The following is a 20,476-nucleotide window of genomic DNA, read 5'->3' on the forward strand; positions in this document are numbered from 1 at the left end:
CCTGGCGTCGCCCGTCTTCTTCCGGCGTCCCTCGGAGACCCGGCGGCTGAGCCGGGCCCGTGTCCCTCTCGCCCCTCCGGTCCTACTGCCCCACCCGGCCCGGCTGGAGCACCTTGGTGTAGAGCACCCGGCCCTCCTCGCGCAGCCGGACCGTCAACTCCCCACTTCCGCCGTCGATGTCGACCTCGCCGTAGTTCTGCGGCATGTCCAGCGGTGAGGTGTTGGCCGCCGCCGGTGCCTTGAGGAAGTGCTGCACCGGGCCGAAGGTCGGATCGAGGGCGGCCGCCGGGTAGCCGCCCGCCGCGAGCGGACCGGAGACGAACTCCCAGAAGGGGGCGAAGTCCTGGAAGGCCGCCCGCTCCGGAACGTACTGCTGGGCCGAGGTGTAGTGCACATCCGCCGTCAGCCACAGGGTGCCGGTGATCCGGCGGTGCTTGATGAAGCGCAGCAGCTCCGCGAGCTGGAGTTCGCGGCCGAGGGGTGCGCCCGGGTCGCCCTGGGCCGCCCCGTCGAAGTCGGTCTTCCCGTCGGTGACCACGAGACCCAGCGGCATATCGGCGGCGATCACCTTCCACACGGCGCGCGAACGCGCCAGTTCCCGTTTCAGCCAGGCCAGTTGCTCGGCGCCGAGGATGCCCGTGCGGTCCTCGGGCTGGCGGCCCGGCGAGTTGGCGTTGCGGTAGGTGCGCATGTCGAGCACGAAGACGTCGAGCAGCGGCCCGTGCCGCACCACGCGCTGGATCCGGCCGTGGCCGCCGTCCGGCCTCAGGGTGGAGACCGGGTGGTACTCGCCGAAGGCGCGCAGCGAGCGCGCGGAGAGGACCCGGGTGTCCTTCTCGGTGTAGCGGTCGTCGTCCAGGATCTCGCCCGGCGACCAGTTGTTGTGCACCTCGTGGTCGTCCCACTGGGCGATCACGGGGACCTCCGCGGAGAAGGCGCGTACGTGCCTGTCGAGCCGGTTGTACCGCTGTGCCCCGCGGAATTCGGCGAGGGTCTCGGCCACCTTCGCCTTCTCCTCGGTGACCAGATTGCGCCAGGTCCGGCCGTCGGGGAGCTTTACCAGGGGTTCGATCGGGCCGTCGGCGTAGATGGTGTCGCCGCTGCACAGGAAGAAGTCGGGCGACCGGCGCCGCATGTCCGCGAAGACGGTCCAGCCGTCGCGGTCCGGGTTGATGCCCCAGCCCTGGCCCGCGATGTCCGCCGACCAGACGAAGCGCACCCCAACGCGGCGCCGCAGCGGCGCGGTACGGAAGCTGCCGGTGATCGGCTCGCCGGTGCGGCGCGGGTCGTCCGGGTCGGCGAGGCGCACCCGGTAGTGGATCCGCTCGCCCGCGGGCAGCCCGGCCAGGCGCGTCGTCCCGGTGAAGTCGGTGCCCGGGCCGAGGAGGGGCCCCGGGTGGCGCACCGCGTCGCGGAAGGACTCGGTCGCCGCGGTCTCCACCAGCATCCGGGCCGGCCGGTCCGCGCGCACCCAGACCAGACCGGAGTGCGCGCTCACATCCCCGCTCTGCACACCCCAGGGCGCGGCGGGCCGCCCGGACCGGGCGAAGGCCGGGGCCCCGGCGGCGAGCCCGGGCAGCGCCAGCGCGGCGGGGACGGCGAGCGAACCGCGCAGCACACTGCGGCGGCCGGGAAGCGGAAGCGGCGAACGCGATGTCATGGGCAGGACCTCCAGAGGTGAGCGCCCGCCGTCGTCCACGACGCACGCCCCCTCCTCCTTCCCGGCGACCGGCACTCCCCGAACCTCGGTCGCGCGACCGGTCCGCGGCCCGTACGGGACCTGCGGAGGAGGCCGAGCGGAGGAGGTGCGACCCGGCCCGGGACCGAGGTGGCCTGAGCCGGGCACCTCCTAGGCTCTCGACCGGGCCGCGGCCACCGGAGGACCCGCGGCCGGGCCGTCTCCGGCGGAGCACCGGCGGCCGGAGGAAAGGACACCGCACATGCCCCTGGACGCACGGAGCCAGCTGCGGCTCGCCCGCCCGAGCCGCGACCTCGCCACCGCCGAGCGCTTCTGGACCCGGGGCCTCGGCCTCGCCGTCCAGTACCGCGCCGAGGGCCGGGAACCCGGCGAGCACGAGCTGTTGATGCTCGGCTGGCCGGACGCCGACTGGCACCTGGAACTCGTCCGCGACCCGGCCCATCCGGTCCTCCCGCGCCCGACCGAGGAGGACCTGCTCGTCCTGTACGTCGACGGGGAGGTGCCGGACGGGACCGTACGGCGGCTGGAGGAGAACGGCGGCCGGGTCGTCACCTCGCCGAATCCGTACTGGAACACCTGGGGCGTGACCGTGGAGGACCCGGACGGCTATCGGCTGGTGCTGTGTCGGCGGGGGTGGCGGAACGGGTGAGGGGGCGGCGGCGCGGCGGTCAGCCGGGGTGGCGCTCCCCTGAGGTGTCCCGCTCGGCCGAGGTGTCCCGCTCGGTGGGGACGGGCGGCTCCGGGACCGGCGCCGGTGCGGCCGATGGTGCGGTGAGGCGCCGGACCTGGGGCGAGAGCAGCGCCGCCGCGCAGGCCAGGACCATGGCGGCGGCGCAGGCCGCGAGCGCGGCCCGGGTGCCCACCGCCCCGGCGACCGGACCGGCGAGGAGCAGCCCGAGCGGGGCGAAGGCCAGCGAACCGAAGAGGTCGTAGGAGCTGACCCGGGACAGCGCCGCCTCCGGGACCCGCTGCTGCAGGGTGGTCGACCACAGGACGGCGAACACATCGCCGGTGACCCCGCAGGCGAACATGGCGCAGGCGCTCGTCCACAGCGGGGCGCCCATGCTCAGCAGGACCAGCGGCAGCGCGTACGGAAAGGTCGCGAGCACGGCGACGAGCAGGGGGCGGCGCACCCGCAGCCGCCCGGCAGCGCCCGCTCCCGCGACGGTGCCCACGGCCTGCGCGGCGACCAGCAGGGACCAGGCCCTGGCGCCGCCCTCGTGCTCCTGCGCGGTGAGCGGGCCGAGGACCCCGAGGTAGGCGTTGAGCGCGGCCACCACGACGGTGAACTGGGCGACCACCACCCACAGCCACTGCCGCCCGGCGAACTCCCGCCAGCCCTCGCGCAGGTCCGCCCAGCCCGAAGTCCCCTTCGCCGGTGGGCCCTTGGTGCCGAGGGCCGCGGTGAGCAGGGCGCTCACCAGGAAGGAGGCGGCGTTGAGGGCGAGAGCCCAGCCCGCCCCGAGGAGGGCGACGGTGACGCCGGAGAGCGCGAGGCCGAGGACGAGGGAGGTGTTGGCGGCCATCCGCAGGGTGCCGTTGGCCTGCTGGAGGCGCGCGCGTGGGACGACCTGGACGACGATGCCCTCCATGGCCGGTGCGAAGAGCGCGGTCGCCGTCCCGGCCGCGACCGCGAGCGCGCAGAGGGCGGACAGGGGCGCGCGTTCGGCGAGTACGAGCACGGCGAGCGCGGTGTAGGCGGCGGCACCGGCCCCGTCCGCGAGCACCATCAGCCGTGCCCGGGACATCCGGTCCGCGAGGACGCCTCCGAAGAGGACGAAGACCAGTTGCGGCAGCGCCTGGCAGGCCAGGACCAGGGAGAGGGCGCCGGGCCCGGTCCCCGGCAGGCCGAGGACGGCGAAGGCCAGCGCCACCCGCGCAAAGCCGTTGCCGAGCACCGAGACGGCCCGGGCGAGGACGAGCAGGAGGAAGGGCCGCTGCCGCAGCAGCGAACCCGACAGGGGAGGCATGGGCGCCCACGGTAGGCACCGGGCGGCAGCTCCGGAGGTGTCCGTGCGGGGATGACCGGAAAGCTCCGCGCGGGTCTCGCCGCCGCTCAGGCCGGACGGCCCGGCGGCTCCGCCGACCGGCCCTGGCGGCAGTGCGGTTGAGCACCCTTCCGCCGCCGGACCGCCCGGCCCGCTACCGCCCCGCGGTGTCCAGGATGACCCGGGCGACGAGCGCCGGGTCGTCGTTCATCGGGACGTGGCCGCAGTCGGGGAGGCGGATCAGACGGGCGTCGGGGATGAGGCGCTTGGCGCGGATGCCCTGGCGGCGCAGGAGGAGGCGGTCCTTCGCACCCCAGGCGATGGTGACCGGGAGTCCGGTCACGTCCTCGGTGAAGCGCAGGTCGAGTCCGGCGGCGAGGGTCTTGTCGAAGCCGGTGGCGTTGCGCAGGGCGAGGGTCTCGGCGACCGCGGCCTCGGGTGAACGGCGGGCCGGGCGGGCGTAGATGGTGCCGGTCAGGGCGGCGCGGCCGGCCGCCGAGCGGGACAGCCGCTCGATCAGGGAGAGCGGCAGCAGCCGGGCGCCCGCGCGCATCGCCTTCAGGGTGCGGAAGGCGTAGATGCGCTCGCCCTCGGTGTAGAAGCCGCCGGGGGAGAGGGCGGTCACCGAGCGGGCCAGCTTCTGGCGGCCGAGTTCCAGGGCGAGCAGTCCACCGAGCGAATTGCCCGCCAGATGCGGGCGTTCGATGCCGAGCGACTCGGTGAAGGCGTTGAGGATACGGGCCACGCTGCCCAGTTCGTAGGGGACGCCGTCCGGCAGGCCCGGGGAGACGCCGAAGCCGGGCAGGTCGACCGTGATGACGTCGTACTGCGCGGCGAGCGCCGGGACGACCGGGTCCCAGGCCTGCCCGTGGTGGCCGATGCCGTGCAGCAGGACCAGCGGTTCGCCGCTGCCTGCGCGGTCGTAGGCGACGGTCACGGTCTGCGGACCGTGCGCGGACTCGACGGTGAAGGAGGCCGTGGCGGTCATGCTGCTCCTCGGAGGGTCATCGGGGTCGGGCAGGGGGGGTTAGACAGTCTGTCAGTAAGTCCCTACCGGTGGGTAGCCCCTGGTTCCGGTTTCCTGTCGCGGCCTCCGGCGCCGGGGCGGGTTCCTGGACGTGGCACGTCCCGTGGGCTGGGACGGTGCGGTGGCAACCGAGGTGCCGACCGAGGTCTGCGAGGAGCAACGGCCCGTACTGAGGGGGTGGCCTGCCGGGTGTTCGGCGAGCTGGCCGAGGCCGAGGACATCGTTCAGGGGGCCTGGTTGCGCTCGCCGGTCGCCGATCCGTGCCGTGCCGTGCCGTGCCGCTGACGGTCTCCGGCGGCGGTGCGGTGCGGTGCCTCAAGCCGGGGTGACGAAGCCGGACTCGTAGGCGGCGATCACGGCCTGGGTGCGGTCGCGGGCGCCCAGTTTCGCGAGCACGGCGCTGACATGGGTCTTGACCGTCTCGGTGCCCACGAACAAGCGGGCGGCGATCTCGGCGTTGGACAGCCCGCGGGCCATCAGCCGCAGCACCTCCGCCTCGCGGTCGGTGAGCCCGTCCCCGGCCCAGCCCGCGCCCGCCGGTCCGCCGCCCGCATACCGCGCGGCCAGGGAGCGGACCGCGGCCGGGAAGAGCAGCGAGTCCCCCTCGGCGATCAGCCGTACCGCGTGCACGATCTCGGCGGGCCGGGAGCGCTTCAGGAGGAAGCCCGCGGCCCCGGCGCGCAGGGCCCCGTAGACGAGTTCGTCCTCCTCGAAGGTGGTGACGACGAGGATCTTCGGCGGCTCGGGCACCGCGCGCAGCACCGCCCGGGTGGCCTCGATGCCGTCCATCAGAGGCATCCGGACGTCCATCGCCACGACGGCGGGCCGCAGTCGGCGTACGAGCGGGACCACCGCGGCGCCGTCGGCCGCCTCGCCGACCACCTCGATACCGGGGGCGGCCTCCAGCACGGCGCGCAGACCGGCGCGGACCAGCGGTTCGTCGTCGACGAGCAGGACGGTGTGCGGCACCGGCCCAGCGTAGGCCACCTGGTTCATGCCAGCGGAAGCCGTACGCGCACCCGCCACTCGCCCGCCTCGGGCCCCCACTCCGCCCGGCCGCCGAGCAGCCCGGCCCGCTCCCGGAGCCCGCGCAGACCGGAGCCCTCCCGGCCACCGTCCTCCCGCCCGGCGCCCTGCCGGGAGTCCGCGAGCCGGTTGCGCACCTCCAGTTCCAGTTGCCTGCCGCCCGCGTGCACGCGTACCCGTACCGGCACCGGCCCCGCGTGCCGCAGGACATTGGTGAGCGACTCCTGGAGCATCCGGTAGGCCTCCCGGGAGACCGGTCCGGGGACGTGGTCGAGGGTGCCGGGCAACTGGGCCTCGACCTCCGCGCCCGCCGCGCGGGCCGAGTCCATCAGGCGGGCCGCCGCGCTCAGGTCGGGGCGTGCGGACTGCCCCCGCTCATGGGTGCGCAGGGAGCGCAACACCCGGTCCAGGTCGTCCAGCGCGGTACGTCCGGTCTCCTCGATCGCGGTGAGGGCCCGCTCGGTGAAGGCGGGGTCGGACACGGCGCGGGCCGCGCCCGCCTGGACCACGGCGACGGTCAGCGCGTGGCCCAGGGAATCGTGCAACTCCCGTGCGATGCGGTGGCGTTCGAGGAGCAGCTCGGTCTCCTCCTCGAGTGCGGCGAGGCGTTCCCGGGGCGAGGGGCCGAGCAGTCCGCGCGCGGCGCGGGCCATTCCCGCGCCGGTCGGCGCGACAAGGGCGACGAGCACCACCAGCGGCAGCGGGGAGAGGACGGCGTACGCCCAGTGGTCGCCGCGGACGGCGAGGAAGGGGTCGGCCTCCTCGGCCGAGCCCGTGCCCGCGGCCACCAGGGCGAGCGAGAGCGCACAGCACTGACCGGTCAACAGCGCGGTCAGGCAGCCGACTTCGAGCCGCAGCACCAGCCAGAGCGCCGTACGCACCCGGTCCCCGAGCGAGGCGGAGGGTGCCGCCGCGATGCCCCGGTCCGGTGGTGCCCCGCGCCCGGCGCTCGCGTGCGCGCCGGGGAAGAGCATCACCCGGGCCTGGATCCCCTCGGCAAGGCGTGTCGAGGGGAAGGCCGCGGCGAGCAGGAGCAGGGGCACCGGGACCACGGGCACCAGCAGACACCCGGCGGTCGAGAGCCCGACGTATCCCGGGTAGACCGCGCCGCAGGCGAAGGCGAGGAAGGCGGGGACGAGCAGATGGAGCCAGCGCGTATAGGTGACCGCCCGGAGGAAGGGAGCGGCGCACGGGCCGAGGAGGGCTCTCATGCGGGCATCCTCGCAAAGCGGACCGGGCGGTGGTTCCCCCGCGCGGGGGAGAAACCGGGCACCCGCGGGGGAGGCGGTGCCCGGTGCCCGCTCGCCAGGCTGGGGCCATGACCACCATCGACGTCCACCGGCTCAGCAAACGCCACGGCTCCCGCACGGCCGTGGACGACCTCAGCTTCCGGGTCGAACCCGGCCGGGTCACCGGCTTCCTCGGCCCCAACGGCGCGGGCAAGTCCACCACCCTGCGGCTCGTCCTCGGCCTCGACCGGCCCACGGCGGGCACCGCGACCATCGGCGGCCGCGCCTACGCCTCGCTCGACGAACCCCTGCGTACCGTCGGGGCACTCCTGGATGCCGGATCCGCGCACGACTCGCGCACCGCCCGGGCGCATCTGGCCGCCCTCGCGGTGAGCAACCGGCTGCCGCGGCGCCGGGTGGACGACGTCCTGGAGCAGTCGGGGCTCGCCTCGGTCGCCCGGCGCAGGATCGGCACCTTCTCGCTGGGCATGCGGCAGCGACTGGGCATCGCGGCGGCTCTCCTGGGCGATCCCGCGGTGGTGGTCCTGGACGAGCCGTCCAACGGCCTCGACCCCGAAGGCATCGTCTGGACAAGGGAGTTGCTGCGCGGGCTGGCCCGGCAGGGCAGGACCGTGCTGGTCTCCAGCCACCTGATGAACGAGACCTCCTCCTTCGCCGACCACCTGCTGATCCTCGGCCGCGGCCGGCTGCTCGCGGACACCGGCACCGCGGACTTCGTGCGGGCGCACTCCGCCGGGGGAGTCCGGGTGCGCACCAGCGAGCCCGGGACCCTGCGCGCCGCCCTCGCCCGGGCGGGCCACCCCCTGGCGCCCACCGGACCGGACCGCTGGCGGGTGGCCGGGGCCGGGGCCGCGGAGGTGGGGCGGATCGCCGCCGCGGCGGGGGTGCCGCTTGAGGAACTGGCCGAGGAGGAGCCGACCTTGGAGGCGGCCTACCTCCGACTCACCGCCGCGGACGCCGAGTTCGCCGCCACCCGGCAGGAGGCCTGAGATGTCACCGCTCGCCGCCGCCCACTCCGAATGGCTCAAGATCCGTTCGGTGCGGGCCAGTTGGGGGTCCCTCCTTGCGATCTTCGGCGTCCCGTCGGCAGTCACCGTGCTCGTCCACGCCACCGCCGGCGGTGCCGAGGACGCCGACCCGCTCTTCGGCGCCTTCTTCGCCCTCGTCTTCGGGCAGATCGCCGCGCTCTGCTTCGGCGCCACCGCGGCCGGTGCCGAGTACCGCAACGGCGCCCTGCGCGTCTCGCTGGCCGCGGTGCCGCGCCGGGGACTGCTGTACGGGGCGAAGACGGCGGTGATCCTCGGCGCGGCCCTGCTGACCGGCTTGGTCACCGGCTTCCTGTCCTTCCTCGCCGGTCAGGCCTTCCTGGGCTCCGAGGCCCTGACCCTCGGCGATCCGGGCGTCCTGCGGGCCTGTGTGGGCGCTGGAATCCAGCTGGCCCTGATGGCTCTCCTCGCGGCCGGGCTGACCGTGCTGCTGCGCAGCGCCGTGGCCGTACTGAGCCTGCTCATCCCCTTCCTCCTGATCGTCTCCTTCGTGGTCGGCGACATCGCCGGGGGCGCCGCCGCCTACCTCCCCGACCGCGCCGGTCAGCAGGTCCTCCACGCCCACCCGGAGGGGCCGCTCGGGGCCTGGCAGGGGCTCGCGGTCTGCGCGGCCTGGGCCGCGCTCGCCACCCTCGCGGGGTGGTGGGCGATCCGGCGACGGGACGCCTGAGCGGCAGGGCGGCGATCACGTCCACGGGCGTGGGGCCGCCACCGGACTTCCTCGCGCGGGCCCCGAAGGTCCGAGTCGCCTCACCTGACGTACCGCCAATGTCGGTGCGGGGCGGTTTACTTGCGGCATGACCAGGCCACAGGATCTCGCGGCGATAGAGCTGCTGTGCTCGGGGGAGTTCCCCGCCGAGCACAGCGGATCCGGTGCGGGCTTCGCGGGCCCCGGCTATCGGATGGCGTACCTCGGTACGCAGTCGGCGGAGGGTGCGGAGGCGGCCGGGGGTACGGGGGCGGGCCTGGCCGGGGCCGAGGAGTACGGCCAACCGGAGGCCCGCGTAGGGGAGGTGGAGCAGTGCGAGGCCGAACGGGAGGCCCTGCGGGCGCAGTTGACCGCGCGTTGGGGCGCGCCGGGGGAACTGCCCCTGGACGGGCTGTTGTTGCGCTCCTGGGAGCGCGCGGAGGAGATACCGGAGCCCTGGAAGACGCTGAGCGAGGAGGCCGGGCACCTCTATCTCTGGCGCACCGCACCGGAGGGGCGCTGGCTGGGCCTCGGCATCACGCGGACCGGTCCCGAGCAGGAACCCCGCCTGCTCGCCGTGGTCACGGAGACCGACCCGCCGTGAGAAGACGGGGAGCCATCCGCCCTGGGACGCGGGAGCGCTCCGCTCTGACGGGGGAGCGCTCCGCTCTCCCGTCGTCCGCCCGCGACCAGCCCCGGACGCCCGCGACCTGCGGACGTCCGGTACGTCAACGGCCCCGGTGAGAGCCGAAGTCGAGCGGCCCCGCCCCGGCTGCGCGCCGCAGGCTCAGAGGATCGCGCCAGGGGTGTACCCGGCGGCCTCCGGGCGCTGCTTCACCACGTCCTCGACGCGGGCCACCACGGCGGCCACCTGGTCGCTCGCGGCGCCGGTGAAGGAGAGCTTGTCCGCCATCAGGGCGTCCAACTGCGCGCGGTCCAGGGGGATCCGGGTGTCGGCGGCGAGCTTGTCGAGCAGTTCGTTGCGCTCGGCGCCCTGTTCGCGCATGGCGAGGGCGGAGGCCACCGCGTTCTCCTTGATGGCCTCGTGGGCGAGCTCCCGGCCGACCCCGGCGCGTACCGAGGCCATCAGGACCTTGGTGGTGGCGAGGAAGGGCAGGTAGCGGTCGAGTTCCCGGGCGACTACGGCGGGGAAGGCGCCGAACTCGTCGAGGACGGTGAGGAAGGTCTCCAGGAGGCCGTCGAGCGCGAAGAAGGCGTCCGGCAGGGCGACCCGGCGCACCACCGAGCAGGAGACATCGCCCTCGTTCCACTGGTCGCCCGCCAGCTCGCCGGTCATCGAGGCGTAGCCGCGCAGGATGACCATGAGGCCGTTGACGCGTTCGCAGGAGCGGGTGTTCATCTTGTGCGGCATGGCCGAGGAGCCGACCTGGCCGGGCTTGAAGCCCTCGGTGACCAGCTCGTGTCCTGCCATCAGGCGGACCGTCTTGGCCACCGAGGAGGGCGCCGCGGCGAGCTGCACCAGGGCGGTCACCACCTCGTAGTCCAGGGAGCGCGGGTAGACCTGGCCGACCGAGGTGAAGGCCTGTCCGAAGCCGAGGTGCGCGGCGATGCGCTGTTCCAGTTCGGCGAGCTTCGCCGCGTCGCCGCCGAGCAGGTCGAGCATGTCCTGCGCGGTGCCGACCGGGCCCTTGATGCCGCGCAGCGGGTAGCGGCCGAGGAGTTCCTCGACCCGGGCGTAGGCGACCAGGAGTTCGTCGGTGGCGGTCGCGAAGCGCTTGCCGAGGGTGGTGGCCTGGGCGGCGACATTGTGCGAGCGGCCCGCCATGACCAGCTCGCCGTACTCGCCGGAGAGCTTGCCGAGCCGGGCGAGGACGGCGACCGCCCGGTCCCGGACCAGCTCCAGGGAGAGGCGGATCTGCAACTGCTCGACGTTCTCGGTGAGATCGCGCGAGGTCATGCCCTTGTGCACGTGCTCGTGCCCGGCGAGCGCGTTGAACTCCTCGATCCGGGCCTTCACATCGTGCCGGGTGATCTTCTCCCGGTCGGCGATGGAGGCGAGGTCGACCTCGTCGAGGACGCGTTCGTAGTCGGCGAGCGCCGCGTCGGGCACCTCGATGCCGAGGTCCTTCTGGGCGCGCAGGACGGCCAGCCAGAGCCGGCGCTCCAGGCGCACCTTGTGCTCGGGGGACCACAGGGTGGCGAGCTCGGCGGAGGCATAGCGGCCGGCCAGGACGTTCGGGATGCGGGGCTTCGCAGACGCAGTCACGGAAGACGATTCTACTGGTCGATTCCTGCAGGCCAGCGCCATGCACGCGTTCGTCGGAAGCTACGAGAGGCGCGTCACGCCCGCCTCGGTCGCGGGCGGGCGCCGCGGCCTCAGTGGACCCGGTTCTCGTACGGCAGCAGCTCGGGGCGCTTGGCCGCGCGGCCGTCGCCGGAGGAGCGGCCGGTCAGGCGGCGCCCGATCCACGGCAGCAGGTGCACCCGGGCGAAGCGGGCGTCGGCCGCCCTTCTGGCCGCCCAGTTCGCCGGGGCCGCCGGGGGCAGCGCGGCCTGCCAGTCGCTCTCGCCGGGGTGGCCGAGGGCCTGCCAGACGGCCTCGGCCACCCGCCGGTGGCCCTCGGCGGTCAGGTGCAGCCGGTCCACGTCCCACATCCGCTGGTCGGCGAGGGAGGGTGCGCCGTAGAGGTCCACCACGAGGGCGCCGTGCCGCTCGGCCAGCGAGCCGAGGGCCGTGTACAGCTCCTCCATGCGCGGCCGGAAGCGCTCCAGGAAGGGGCCGCTGCGGCCGGGGCTGCGCATCAGGACGAGCTGCTTGCAGGAGGGCGCGAGCCGTTCCACGGCCTCCTCCAGGTGGGCGTGCACCCGGCGCATGTCGCAGCGCGGGCGCAGGGCGTCGTTGAGGCCGCCGACCAGGGTGATCACATCGGCGCCCATGGCGGCGGCGGGGCCCACCTGCTCCTCGACGATCTGCCCGATCAGCTTGCCGCGCACCGCCAGGTTGGCGTACCGGAAGTCCGGGGCGGCGGCCGCCATCCGGGCCGCGAGGAGATCGGCCCAGCCGCGGTAGCTGCCGTCGGGCAGCAGGTCGGACATGCCCTCGGTGAAGCTGTCGCCGAGCGTGACGAGACTGGTGTATTTCGCATCGATCCCCATGACGCCGACGATCGTAGCGCGGTGCCGGACCCCGGTCAGGAGGGGCCCGGCACCGCGCCGCGGCGGCGCCCCGGCTCAGCCGGTGGGCTGCTTGAACAGCACCCGCAGCACGTCCTCCATGGTCACCAGACCGGCGAGGCGCCCGTCGTCGCCGAGGACCGCGGCCAGGTGGGTGCGGCTGCCGCGCATCGCGGCGAGCACGTCGTCGAGCGGGGTGCTCTCGCGGATACGGGCGATGGGCCGCATGTCCCGGATCTGGAAGGGCACGTCCGGCGGCATGGCGTCCAGCGCGTCCTTGACGTGCAGATAGCCGATGATCCGGCGGCCGTCGTCCACCACGGGGAACCGGGAGAAGCCGGATTCGGCGGAGAGCCGTTCCAGCCCCTCCGGGGTGATCCCGAGCCTCGCGTACATCACCCGCTCCAGCGGCAGCACCACATCGCGCACCGCGTGGCGGCGCAGCTCCAGGGCCTCGCGCAGCCGCTCCGTGGCGCGGTCGTCGAGGAGGCCGGCCGCCGAGGAGTCCTTGACCAGGCGGGCCAGTTCGTCGTCGGAGAAGGTGGCGGCGACCTCGTCCTTCGACTCCACCCTGAGCAGCTTGAGCAGGGTGTTCGCGAAGGCGTTGATGGTGAAGATCACCGGGCGCAGCGCCCGGGCGAGCGCCACCAGCGGCGGTCCGAGCGCCATCGCGCTGCGCACCGGCTCGGCGAGGGCGACGTTCTTCGGGATCATCTCGCCGAGCAGCATGTGCAGATAGGTGGCGAGCGCCAGCGCGAGGACGAAGGAGATCGGGTGGACGAGGCCGTGCGGCACCCCGGCCGCGTCGAAGCCCGGCTCCAGGAGGTGCGCGAGGGCGGGCTCGGCGACCACGCCGAGGACCAGGGTGCACAGGGTGATGCCGAGCTGCGCGGCGGCGAGCAGCGCGGAGACGTGCTCCAGGCCCCACAGCACGCTGCGCGCGCGCCGGTTGCCCTGCTCCGCGTAGGGCTCGATCTGGCTGCGCCGCACCGAGATCAGCGCGAACTCGGCGCCGACGAAGAAGGCGTTGGCGACCAGGGTCGCCAGGGCGATCAGCAGTTGGACGGCGATCATCGCTCCCCCTCGCTCAGGGCGCTGCCGGTGACCGGCGCGTGCAGCAGGACGCGGGCGGCGCGGTGGCCGCTCGCGTCGACCACGTCCAGGCGCCAGCCCGCGACCTCGACGCTGTCGCCGGTGGCGGGGATCCGCCCCAGCTCCCGGGCGACCAGACCGGCCAGCGTCTCGTACGGGCCCTCGGGGGCGCGCAGTCCGACGCGGGCGAGCTGGTCCATGCGGGCGGCGCCGTCGGCCGAGTAGCGGGAGCGGCCCTCCTCGTCGAGTCCGGCGGGGGCGAGGTCGGGTGTCTCGTGCGGGTCGTGCTCGTCGCGGACCTCGCCGACGACCTCCTCGACGATGTCCTCCAGGGTGGCCACCCCGGCGGTGCCGCCGTACTCGTCGATCACCACGGCCATGGTGCGGCGGCCGGAGATCCGGTCCAGGAGCCGGTCGACGGTGAGCGTCTCGGGCACCAGGAGGGGTTCGCGCATCAGCGCGGAGACCGGGTGCCTGAGCCTGCGCTGCGCGGGCACGGCCAGGACGTCCTTGATGTGCACGATGCCGACCACCGAGTCGAGGCTGCCCCGGTAGACGGGGAAGCGGGACAGGCCGGTGGCGCGGGTGGCGTTGGCCACGTCCTCGCAGGTGGCCTGCGCGTCCAGGGCCATCACCTGGACCCGGGGCGTCATCACGTTCTCGGCGGTCAGGTCGGCGAGGTTCAGGGTGCGGACGAACAGCTCCGCGGTGTCGGGTTCCAGGGCGCCTTCCTTGGCCGAGTGGCGGGCGAGCGCCACCAGCTCCTCCGGGCCGCGGGCCGAGGCCAGCTCCTCGGTGGGTTCGATGCCGAAGCGGCGTACGGCCCGGTTCGCGGTGTTGTTGAGGTGGGTGATGAAGGGCCGGAAGGCGGCGCTGAACCAGCGCTGCGGGTTCGCCACCCGCTTCGCCACGGGCAGCGGGGAGGAGATCGCCCAGTTCTTCGGCACCAGCTCGCCGACCACCATCAGGAAGACCGTGGACAGCGCGGTGCCGAGCACCAGGGCGGCCGAGCGGGCCGCGGAGTGGGAGAGGCCGATGCCCTCCAGGGGCCCGGCGATCAGCTTGGCGATGGACGGCTCGGAGAGCATGCCGACCACCAGGTTGGTGACCGTGATGCCGAGCTGGGCGCCGGAGAGCTGGAAGGTCAGGTGCCGGGCCGCCTTGAGGGCACCGGCGGCACCGCGTTCACCGCGCTCAGCGGCGCGCTCCAGTTCCCCGCGTTCGACGGTGGTGAGCGAGAACTCGGCGGCGACGAAGGCACCGCAGGCCAGCGAGAGCAGGACGGCCACCGCGAGCAGGAGCACTTCGATCATCGGGTCACCTCCGTCCCATGGTCGGACAGGGGCGGCGGTTCTGCGCGATATCGGCTACTGGGGGGCTCGTCCACGGCGGGACTCTCACACCTTTCCTGGGAGGTTCGGCTGTACGAGCCATCGTAAAGGATCGGCAAAGTCGGGGGTGGGTGGGGCCGGGCTTCCGGTCCGCGGCCTAGGCCAGCGGCTTCACCCAGCGGCGCCAGTGCTCCTCGGGTCCGTATCCGGCGGCCCGCCAGGCGTGCTGGGCGCGCGCGTTGTCCCGGAGCACCATCGCGTCCCCGCGGCGGCCGCCGAGCGCCGCGAAGCGCGCCTCGGCCGCCGCGAGCAGGGCGCGGGCGATGCCCTGCCTGCGGTACGCGGGCGCCACGGCCAGCCGGTAGAGGTGGCAGCGCCAGCCGTCGAAGCCCGCGATCACGGTCCCGGCGACGCGGCCCTCGCGCTCGGCGAGGAGCAGCGCCCCGGGGTCGCGGGCGAGCAGCCGGGTCAGCCCCTCGGCGTCGTCGCTGATGCTCGTCCCCTCGGCGGCCTCCCGCCAGAACCGCAGGACGGCGTCGATGTCGGACCGGGCGGCGGGGCGGATGCGCGGAGTCTCCATGGGGCAAGCCAAGCAGCGGACCGCGGCACGGGGCGAAGGGATTTCGGGTGCGGCGGCCGGTATGTCGCACCGGGCGGCGGGGCGGGGCCCCGCGGCCTTCCGGATTGCCCGCCCGGCACCGCTCGAACGCCGGTACGCTGCGCGGCAGTTGACGGGACGCGGAGGCCGGTGATGGGGGAACCGACGTTCGGCGTGCTGGGCGCGCTCCAGGTCAGGGTGGGCGGCCTGCCGGTCCGGGTCGGCGGGCCGAAGCCGCGGGCGATCCTGGCCACCCTGCTGCTGCAGCCCGGCGGCTTCGTCTCGGTCGACCAGCTCACCGAGGTGCTGTGGCCCGGCGGCGCGCCCCGCTCCGCCCTCGCCAATGTGCGTACCTATGTACGCGCGCTGCGCCGCACCCTCGCGGCGGCCGGGGTGCCCATCGAGGGACTGCGCACCGAGTCCTCCGGCTACGCCCTCGACGTGCCACCGGACGCCCTCGACCTGCTGCTCTTCCAGCGCCGCCTGGAGCAGGCGCGCGCCCTGCGCGAGCGCGGCGAGAGCGCCGGGGCGCTGCGCCGCTACGAGGCCGCGCTCGGACTGTGGCGCGGCGGCGTCCTCCAGGACGTGCCGTCCAGCGTGGTCTGGGACCCGGCCGTCTCCCGCCTGGAGGCGCTGCGGTCCGCGGCGGCCGACGAATGCCTCGAGGTGCGGCTGCTGCGCGGGGACCACGCCCCGCTCGTCGCCGAACTGCGCTCCCGCCTCGCCGAGGACCCGCTGCGCGAGGACCTGTGGCGGATGCTGCTGCGCGCGCTGTACGACGCCGGACGCACCACCGAGGCACGCGCCGGGTACGCGGAGGCGGAGCGGCTGCTCGCCGCGGAACTGGGCACCGAGCCGAGCGCCCCGCTGCGCGCCCTGGGCGAGGAGATCAACGGCTACGCCGCCCGGCGGCGCCCGGCGGACCCCGGCCCGGTCTGCCAACTCCCCATGGACGTACCCGACTTCACCGGCCGCGCCGCGGAGATCGGCCAGCTGGAGGACCGGCTCGCCACCGCCGGGCGGCAGCCGGTCGCGGTCACCGTCACCGGACCGCCGGGCTGCGGCAAGACCACCCTGGTGGTGCACGCGGCGCACCGGATGCGCGGCCACTTCCCGGACGGCCAGCTCTACGTCGACCTGGCCGGGCTGAGCCCCCGGCCCCGGGAGCCCGCCGATGTGCTCGCCGAGATGCTGCGCGGACTCGGCGTCATCGACGGCGCGCTGCCCGCGGGCCTCGGCGAACGCGCCGCCCTCTTCCGCTCCCGGCTGGCCCAGCGCCGCATCCTCCTGGTCCTGGACGACGCCGCGGGCAGCGCCCAGGTGCGCCCCCTGCTGCCCGGCACCGGCGGCAGCGCGGTCCTGGTCAGCTCGCGGCGGCGGCTGACCGGGCTGCCGGTCCACGAGATCCCGCTCGGTGTGATGGCGCGGGAGGACGCCCGGGCCCTTCTCGGCTCCCTGGTCGGCGCGGACCGGCTCGACCAGGACCCGGCGGACGCCGACCGGGTCCTCGCGGGCTGCGGCTCGCTGCCGCTCGCGGTGCGGATCGCGGGCGCGCGGCTCGCCAACCGCCCCGGCTGGAGCCTCGGCGCCCTCGCCGGCTTCCTGGAGGACGAGCGCGGGCGGCTCGACCAGTTGCAGACCGGCGAACTGGAGGTGCGGGCGAGCGCGGAGCTGAGCTACCGGCATCTGCCCGAGCCCGCCGCCCGCGCCTTCCGGGCCTTCGGCCAGCTGCCCGACGAGGCGGTGGCGGGCTGGACGGTGGCCGCGGCCACCGGGGAGAACGAGGAGGCGGCCACCGGCCTGGAGACCCTGCTCGACGAGCACCTGGTCGAGCTGGTCGACACCGACCGCCTCGGCCTGCCCCGCTACCGGATGCACGAACTGCTGCGCTGCTACGCCCGCGAGCTCACCGAGGAGGACGACCGCCGGGTACGGCTGCGGCGCCGTACCCGGGTCATGGACGCGCTCACCGCGCTCGCGCAGGTCGCCAACGCGGCGATGCCGACCCGCTTCCTCGGCGTGCTCGGGGAGCCGGTGGCCCCGGCCGGTCCCGCCGCCGCGCTCACCGAGGCGGTGCGCGCCCGGCCCGTGGAGTGGTTCGAGGGCGAGCGCCGCGTCCTGGTCGCCGCCGTGGACCGCGCGGCCCGGCTCGGGGACGTCCCGCGCGCCGCCGCGCTCGCCGTGGAGCTGGCCAGCTTCTTCGACATGCGCGGCTACTACGACGACTGGCTGCGCACCCACCGCCTGGTGCTCGACGCCATGGACGAGCCGCGGGACGTCCACGCCGCCGCCCTGCTGCGCAACCTCGGGCAGCTGCACCTCTACCAGGACCGGTACGCCGAGTCCCTGGACAGCTTCGCCCGCTCCCGGACGCTGTTCGCGGCCCTCGGGCACCTGCCGGGCGAGGGCTTCGCCGCGGTGGGCGCGGGGTCGGTGCACCGGGTCACCGGGGGGCTCGACGCGGCGCTGACCGCCTTCGCCGAGGCGCTGGAGCTCTTCGCCCGGGCCGGGGACCGGCACGGTGAGGCCATCGCCCGCAACGCCATCGCCTCGGTGTGGCTGGAGCGCGGGGAACCGCGGGCGGCGGCCGGCTGGCTGGAGGGCGCGCTGCGGCTCTCCCGTGAGCTGGGCGACAGGCACCGCGAGGCACAGGTGCGCCGCCGGATCGCCGTACTGCACGAGCTGCGCGGTGAACCGGGCGCCGCGCGGGCCGAGTTGGAGGGGGCGCTCGGCATCTTCGACGAGCTGGCGGACACCCACTGCGCGGCCTATGTGCAGCAGAGCATCGGCGAACTCTGCCTGCGCCAGGGCGATGCGGCGCAGGCCTCGGCGCTCCTGGTGGGCGCGCTCGTGGTGCAGCGGCAGCTGGGCGACCGCCGGGCGGAGGCGCGGGTGGCCTGCCTGCTCGGCGAACTGCACCACGCCACCGGCCGCAAGCAGACCGCCCGCCGCTACTTCCACCGCTCGCTGTCCACCTGGCGCCGCCTTGAGGCCCGCGACCAGGCGGCCCTGGTGGACGCCAAGCTCCGCGCGCTGCACTGAGCGGCCGGGCGGGTGGCCGGGTCCGGCCCCGTGCCCGGGCCCGGCCGCCGCGAGGTCAGCAGCGGTTGGTGCTGGTCTGGTAGCGCACCAGGAAGTCGTTCCAGGTCACGCCCTGCAGCACGGAGACGACGACGCTCCCGTTCTGTATCTGCTCGTAGTGCAGGTGCGGGGAGAGGTCGTAGAGCGCGGAGGACTTGCCGACCTTGCCGATCTGCTGGCCGACCTTGACCGTGTCGCCCACCTGCACGTCGCGCGCGCTCAGGTGCGCGTAGCGGGTCTGCCAGCCGCCGCCGTGCCCGATCACGATGGTGTTCCCGTAACCGGTGTCGGTGGCGTAGTGCGAGGCGAGGACCGTGCCGCCCGCGCTGGCGAAGACGCGGCGGCCGAAGTCGTCCGGGGTGCCGTTCGCGTCGTAGTGGTTGAAGTCGATGGAGTGCGCCGGGCTGTGCCCGTCCCAGTTGCTGCCGCGCCAGCTCTGGCCGCAGTCGAAGGGCAGCTTGAAGGCGGGCCTCGCCAGCACGCCGACTCCCGCGGCGCTCTCCTGGGTGGCCGCGGAGGCGAGCGGAGCGGTGGCCAGCACGGCGGCGGCGGTCCCCGCGGCGGCCAGCAGCCGGCGCATGTGTCTGTGCATGGTTCTCCCCTTGGATCGTCGGGTGACCCGGCGATTCAAGGGGGCGGGCATACAAAGCGGATACATTCCCGCGGCGGCCGCCGCGGGGCAGGTGCCGCGGCCGGCGGGGGCGGGGTGCGCCCGGCCGCCGACCGCGCCCGCGGGTCAGGGATAGGAGACCAGGTTCTCCTCGGTCTTGCCCGAAGTGACCGCGCCCCCGGTGTCGTTGACGACATGGTTGATGGTCCCGGTGCCGCCGCCGAGCGAGATGGTGACCATGTGCCGGAAGCGCACGCCCTCCTTCTGCGGTGCCTCGATGGCGCGTTCGCTGACCACCGAGGGGTCGACGTTGAAGAAGCAGTACACGCCGAGGCCGAAGGCCTGGTGGTCGTCGACGGCGTCGTCCACCTTGTAGGAGGCGAAGCCGCGGGTGCCCCGGTTCATCCAGGCGTCCTGGTTCGGCGGGTCGTAGGGCATCTCGCTCTGGAAGAAGTACGTCCGCCCGCGCTCGCCGTTCCAGTACACCTGGTAGTCCTGGTAGTGCTCGACGAAGAGCCCGTAGCAGGTGACGTCGTCGCCGTTGACGATCAGTCCGTACTTTGCCGGGTTGGTGTCCCAGCCGATGCCCTCGCCGTGGTCGCCGCGCCACAGCCACAGGTGGTCGCAGATGACGTGGTTGCTGTTGATCGCCAGGCTGACGTCGGCCCGGCCCGCGTGCCGTCCGCCGACCCGGCAGAAGACGTCGTGCAGCGAGGTCGGGTTGGCCGCGTGGTCGGCGTCCGCGCCCTCCGGGCCCACCACCAGGAGGACCGGCGAGGACTGCTCGTTCGCGTCCACCAGGATCCCGGCGATCTTGACGCCGTCCACATCGGCGACGGTGAGCGCCGCGGCCCCGCCCGCCGGGGTCAGGGTCGCCAGGCCCAGACCGAGGACCACGGTGTCGGCGCGGGTGACCTCGATGGTGCCGTCCAGTTCGTGGATGCCGGGGGTCAGCAGCAGGTGCCTGCCGTCCGCCAGCGCGCTGTTGATCTCGGCGACCGGGGTGCCCGGCTGGGCGATCAGGAAGTCCTCGACGGGCAGCGACTCCCCCCGCGGGGTGCCGTTCTCCCAGCTGGTGCCGGTGGCGTCGGTGCGCAGCGCGGGTACGAAGACGCGGTAGGCGCCGCCCTCGTCCACGTAGAGGAAGGGCTTCTCGCGGATCACCGGGGTGCGCTCGACGGTGGTGTAGGGCGGCTCGGGGAAGGAGTCGCCGGGGGCGCCGCCGGTGCCGAGGAAGACCATGTTCCAGTTGGCGCCCGCCCAGCTGCCGAGTCCGGAGTTGCGGGTGAACCACTGCTGCTGGGTACCGGAGTTCACCTGCCCCTCGATCCGCGAGTCGGCGAGGAAGCCGCCGCTGGCCCAGCCGTTGTCGTCGAGCGCGAGGTCGCCGCGCAGGTGGACGCGGCGGTACGGGGCGGCCTGGGAGACGGCCCAGCGGTCGCCGCCGCTCGGCGGGGTCACCGAGAGGTTCTCCGCGACCCGCCAGAAGTTCTGGGTCGCGTTGCCGTCGAACCAGTCGGCCTCGGCGTGCACGGTGCCGTTGATCGTCACGTCGTCGGGGGACAGGCCGAGGCCGAGGATCTGGGTGTTGAAGCCGATGTTGGCGTCCACCTGGTAGCTGCCCGGCAGGAAGAGCAGCGCGTACCGGCTGCTGCCGAACTGGTCCCGCTCCTGCTGCGCGAAGACCTCGTCCAGCTTCGCCTGGATCGACTCGGCGGACATCGAGGGGTCGAAGACCAGGGCGTTGGGGCCGAGGTCGGGGGCGGCGGCCCGTCCCGCGCGCGGGGCGGCGGAGGCGGAGCCGGTGGTCGCCGCGCCGAGGGCCGCGGCGGCGCCGGTGGCCGCGGCGCCCGCGAGCAGGGCGCGGCGGGAGACGGGCGGGGTGCGGCGCGCAGAGTCTGACAT

General features: G+C 74.5%; 17 protein-coding genes. 5 read left to right on the top strand and 12 right to left on the bottom strand.

All coding sequences use genetic code 11. The annotated features are described in order from the left end of the window. Positions 1 to 82: 82 nt before the first annotated feature. On the bottom strand, positions 83 to 1,660 hold the full coding sequence (locus MID12_RS29970; RefSeq protein ID WP_263172159.1) for an alkaline phosphatase D family protein: 1,578 nt from the start codon (positions 1,658 to 1,660) through the stop codon (positions 83 to 85). Between the two features lie 280 nt (positions 1,661 to 1,940). Between MID12_RS29970 and MID12_RS29975 the strand changes: the two genes are divergently transcribed. Further along, on the top strand, positions 1,941 to 2,348 hold the full coding sequence (locus MID12_RS29975; protein WP_263172161.1) for a VOC family protein: 408 nt from the start codon (positions 1,941 to 1,943) through the stop codon (positions 2,346 to 2,348). A gap of 19 nt (positions 2,349 to 2,367) precedes the next feature. Here the strand turns inward: MID12_RS29975 and MID12_RS29980 are convergent, their stop codons facing one another. The 4 genes from MID12_RS29980 to MID12_RS29995 all read right to left on the bottom strand — a co-directional run bounded on the left by MID12_RS29980 (position 2,368) and on the right by MID12_RS29995 (position 6,951). After that, positions 2,368 to 3,669 carry an MFS transporter gene (locus MID12_RS29980; protein ID WP_263172163.1) on the bottom strand — a complete coding sequence of 434 codons (1,302 nt, stop codon included), beginning with the start codon at positions 3,667 to 3,669 and terminating at the stop codon, positions 2,368 to 2,370. Positions 3,670 to 3,841: 172 nt separating this feature from the next. Further along, positions 3,842 to 4,675 carry an alpha/beta fold hydrolase gene (locus tag MID12_RS29985; RefSeq protein WP_040255229.1) on the bottom strand — a complete coding sequence of 278 codons (834 nt, stop codon included), beginning with the start codon at positions 4,673 to 4,675 and terminating at the stop codon, positions 3,842 to 3,844. Positions 4,676 to 5,029: 354 nt separating this feature from the next. Continuing rightward, complete coding sequence (locus MID12_RS29990; protein ID WP_263172165.1) at positions 5,030 to 5,683, bottom strand: response regulator transcription factor; 654 nt, start codon at positions 5,681 to 5,683, stop codon at positions 5,030 to 5,032. Between the two features lie 23 nt (positions 5,684 to 5,706). After that, the gene (locus MID12_RS29995; protein ID WP_263172167.1) at positions 5,707 to 6,951 is read right to left on the bottom strand and encodes a sensor histidine kinase; all 1,245 of its coding nucleotides are present in this window, start codon (positions 6,949 to 6,951) and stop codon (positions 5,707 to 5,709) included. Positions 6,952 to 7,058: 107 nt separating this feature from the next. Between MID12_RS29995 and MID12_RS30000 the strand changes: the two genes are divergently transcribed. The 3 genes from MID12_RS30000 (at position 7,059) to MID12_RS30010 (ending at position 9,328) form a co-directional block, all read left to right on the top strand. Continuing rightward, complete coding sequence (locus MID12_RS30000) at positions 7,059 to 7,979, top strand: ATP-binding cassette domain-containing protein (protein WP_263172169.1); 921 nt, start codon at positions 7,059 to 7,061, stop codon at positions 7,977 to 7,979. Position 7,980: 1 nt separating this feature from the next. Then, positions 7,981 to 8,706, top strand: coding sequence for an ABC transporter permease (locus MID12_RS30005; protein WP_263172171.1), 726 nt, complete (start codon positions 7,981 to 7,983; stop codon positions 8,704 to 8,706). 127 nt (positions 8,707 to 8,833) lie between these two features. Next, entirely contained in the window at positions 8,834 to 9,328 is a 495-nt protein-coding gene (locus tag MID12_RS30010; protein ID WP_263172173.1) for a hypothetical protein, read from the top strand. A gap of 183 nt (positions 9,329 to 9,511) precedes the next feature. Here the strand turns inward: MID12_RS30010 and purB are convergent, their stop codons facing one another. The 5 genes from purB to MID12_RS30035 form a co-directional block, all read right to left on the bottom strand. After that, positions 9,512 to 10,951 (bottom strand): adenylosuccinate lyase, encoded by a 1,440-nt coding sequence (purB, locus tag MID12_RS30015; protein ID WP_263172175.1) that lies wholly within the window; start codon positions 10,949 to 10,951, stop codon positions 9,512 to 9,514. Positions 10,952 to 11,061: 110 nt separating this feature from the next. Continuing rightward, positions 11,062 to 11,841, bottom strand: a complete 780-nt coding sequence (locus MID12_RS30020) for an SGNH/GDSL hydrolase family protein (RefSeq protein WP_263172177.1) — start codon at positions 11,839 to 11,841, stop codon at positions 11,062 to 11,064. 75 nt (positions 11,842 to 11,916) lie between these two features. After that, on the bottom strand, positions 11,917 to 12,933 hold the full coding sequence (locus tag MID12_RS30025) for a hemolysin family protein (protein ID WP_040255233.1): 1,017 nt from the start codon (positions 12,931 to 12,933) through the stop codon (positions 11,917 to 11,919). Next, positions 12,930 to 14,264: a hemolysin family protein gene (locus tag MID12_RS30030; protein WP_040255234.1), complete on the bottom strand. Its 1,335-nt coding sequence runs from the start codon at positions 14,262 to 14,264 to the stop codon at positions 12,930 to 12,932. Before MID12_RS30030 ends, MID12_RS30025 begins: the two co-directional genes overlap by 4 nt. A gap of 175 nt (positions 14,265 to 14,439) precedes the next feature. Continuing rightward, positions 14,440 to 14,862 carry a GNAT family N-acetyltransferase gene (locus MID12_RS30035; protein WP_263172180.1) on the bottom strand — a complete coding sequence of 141 codons (423 nt, stop codon included), beginning with the start codon at positions 14,860 to 14,862 and terminating at the stop codon, positions 14,440 to 14,442. 171 nt (positions 14,863 to 15,033) lie between these two features. Between MID12_RS30035 and MID12_RS30040 the strand changes: the two genes are divergently transcribed. Further along, the gene (locus MID12_RS30040) at positions 15,034 to 17,922 is read left to right on the top strand and encodes an AfsR/SARP family transcriptional regulator (protein ID WP_263172182.1); all 2,889 of its coding nucleotides are present in this window, start codon (positions 15,034 to 15,036) and stop codon (positions 17,920 to 17,922) included. Positions 17,923 to 17,977: 55 nt separating this feature from the next. Here MID12_RS30040 and MID12_RS30045 read toward each other — a convergent pair whose 3' ends face one another. Together MID12_RS30045 and MID12_RS30050 are read right to left on the bottom strand one after the other, a co-directional pair. Continuing rightward, positions 17,978 to 18,553 (bottom strand): M23 family metallopeptidase, encoded by a 576-nt coding sequence (locus tag MID12_RS30045; protein ID WP_263172184.1) that lies wholly within the window; start codon positions 18,551 to 18,553, stop codon positions 17,978 to 17,980. A 144-nt stretch (positions 18,554 to 18,697) separates the two neighbouring features. Further along, positions 18,698 to 20,476, bottom strand: coding sequence for a coagulation factor 5/8 type domain-containing protein (locus tag MID12_RS30050; protein WP_263172187.1), 1,779 nt, complete (start codon positions 20,474 to 20,476; stop codon positions 18,698 to 18,700).

The sequence above is a fragment of the Streptomyces sp. SCSIO ZS0520 genome, from assembly GCF_025643355.1.
In the GTDB taxonomy this organism is placed as follows: Bacteria; Actinomycetota; Actinomycetes; order Streptomycetales; family Streptomycetaceae; genus Streptomyces; species Streptomyces physcomitrii.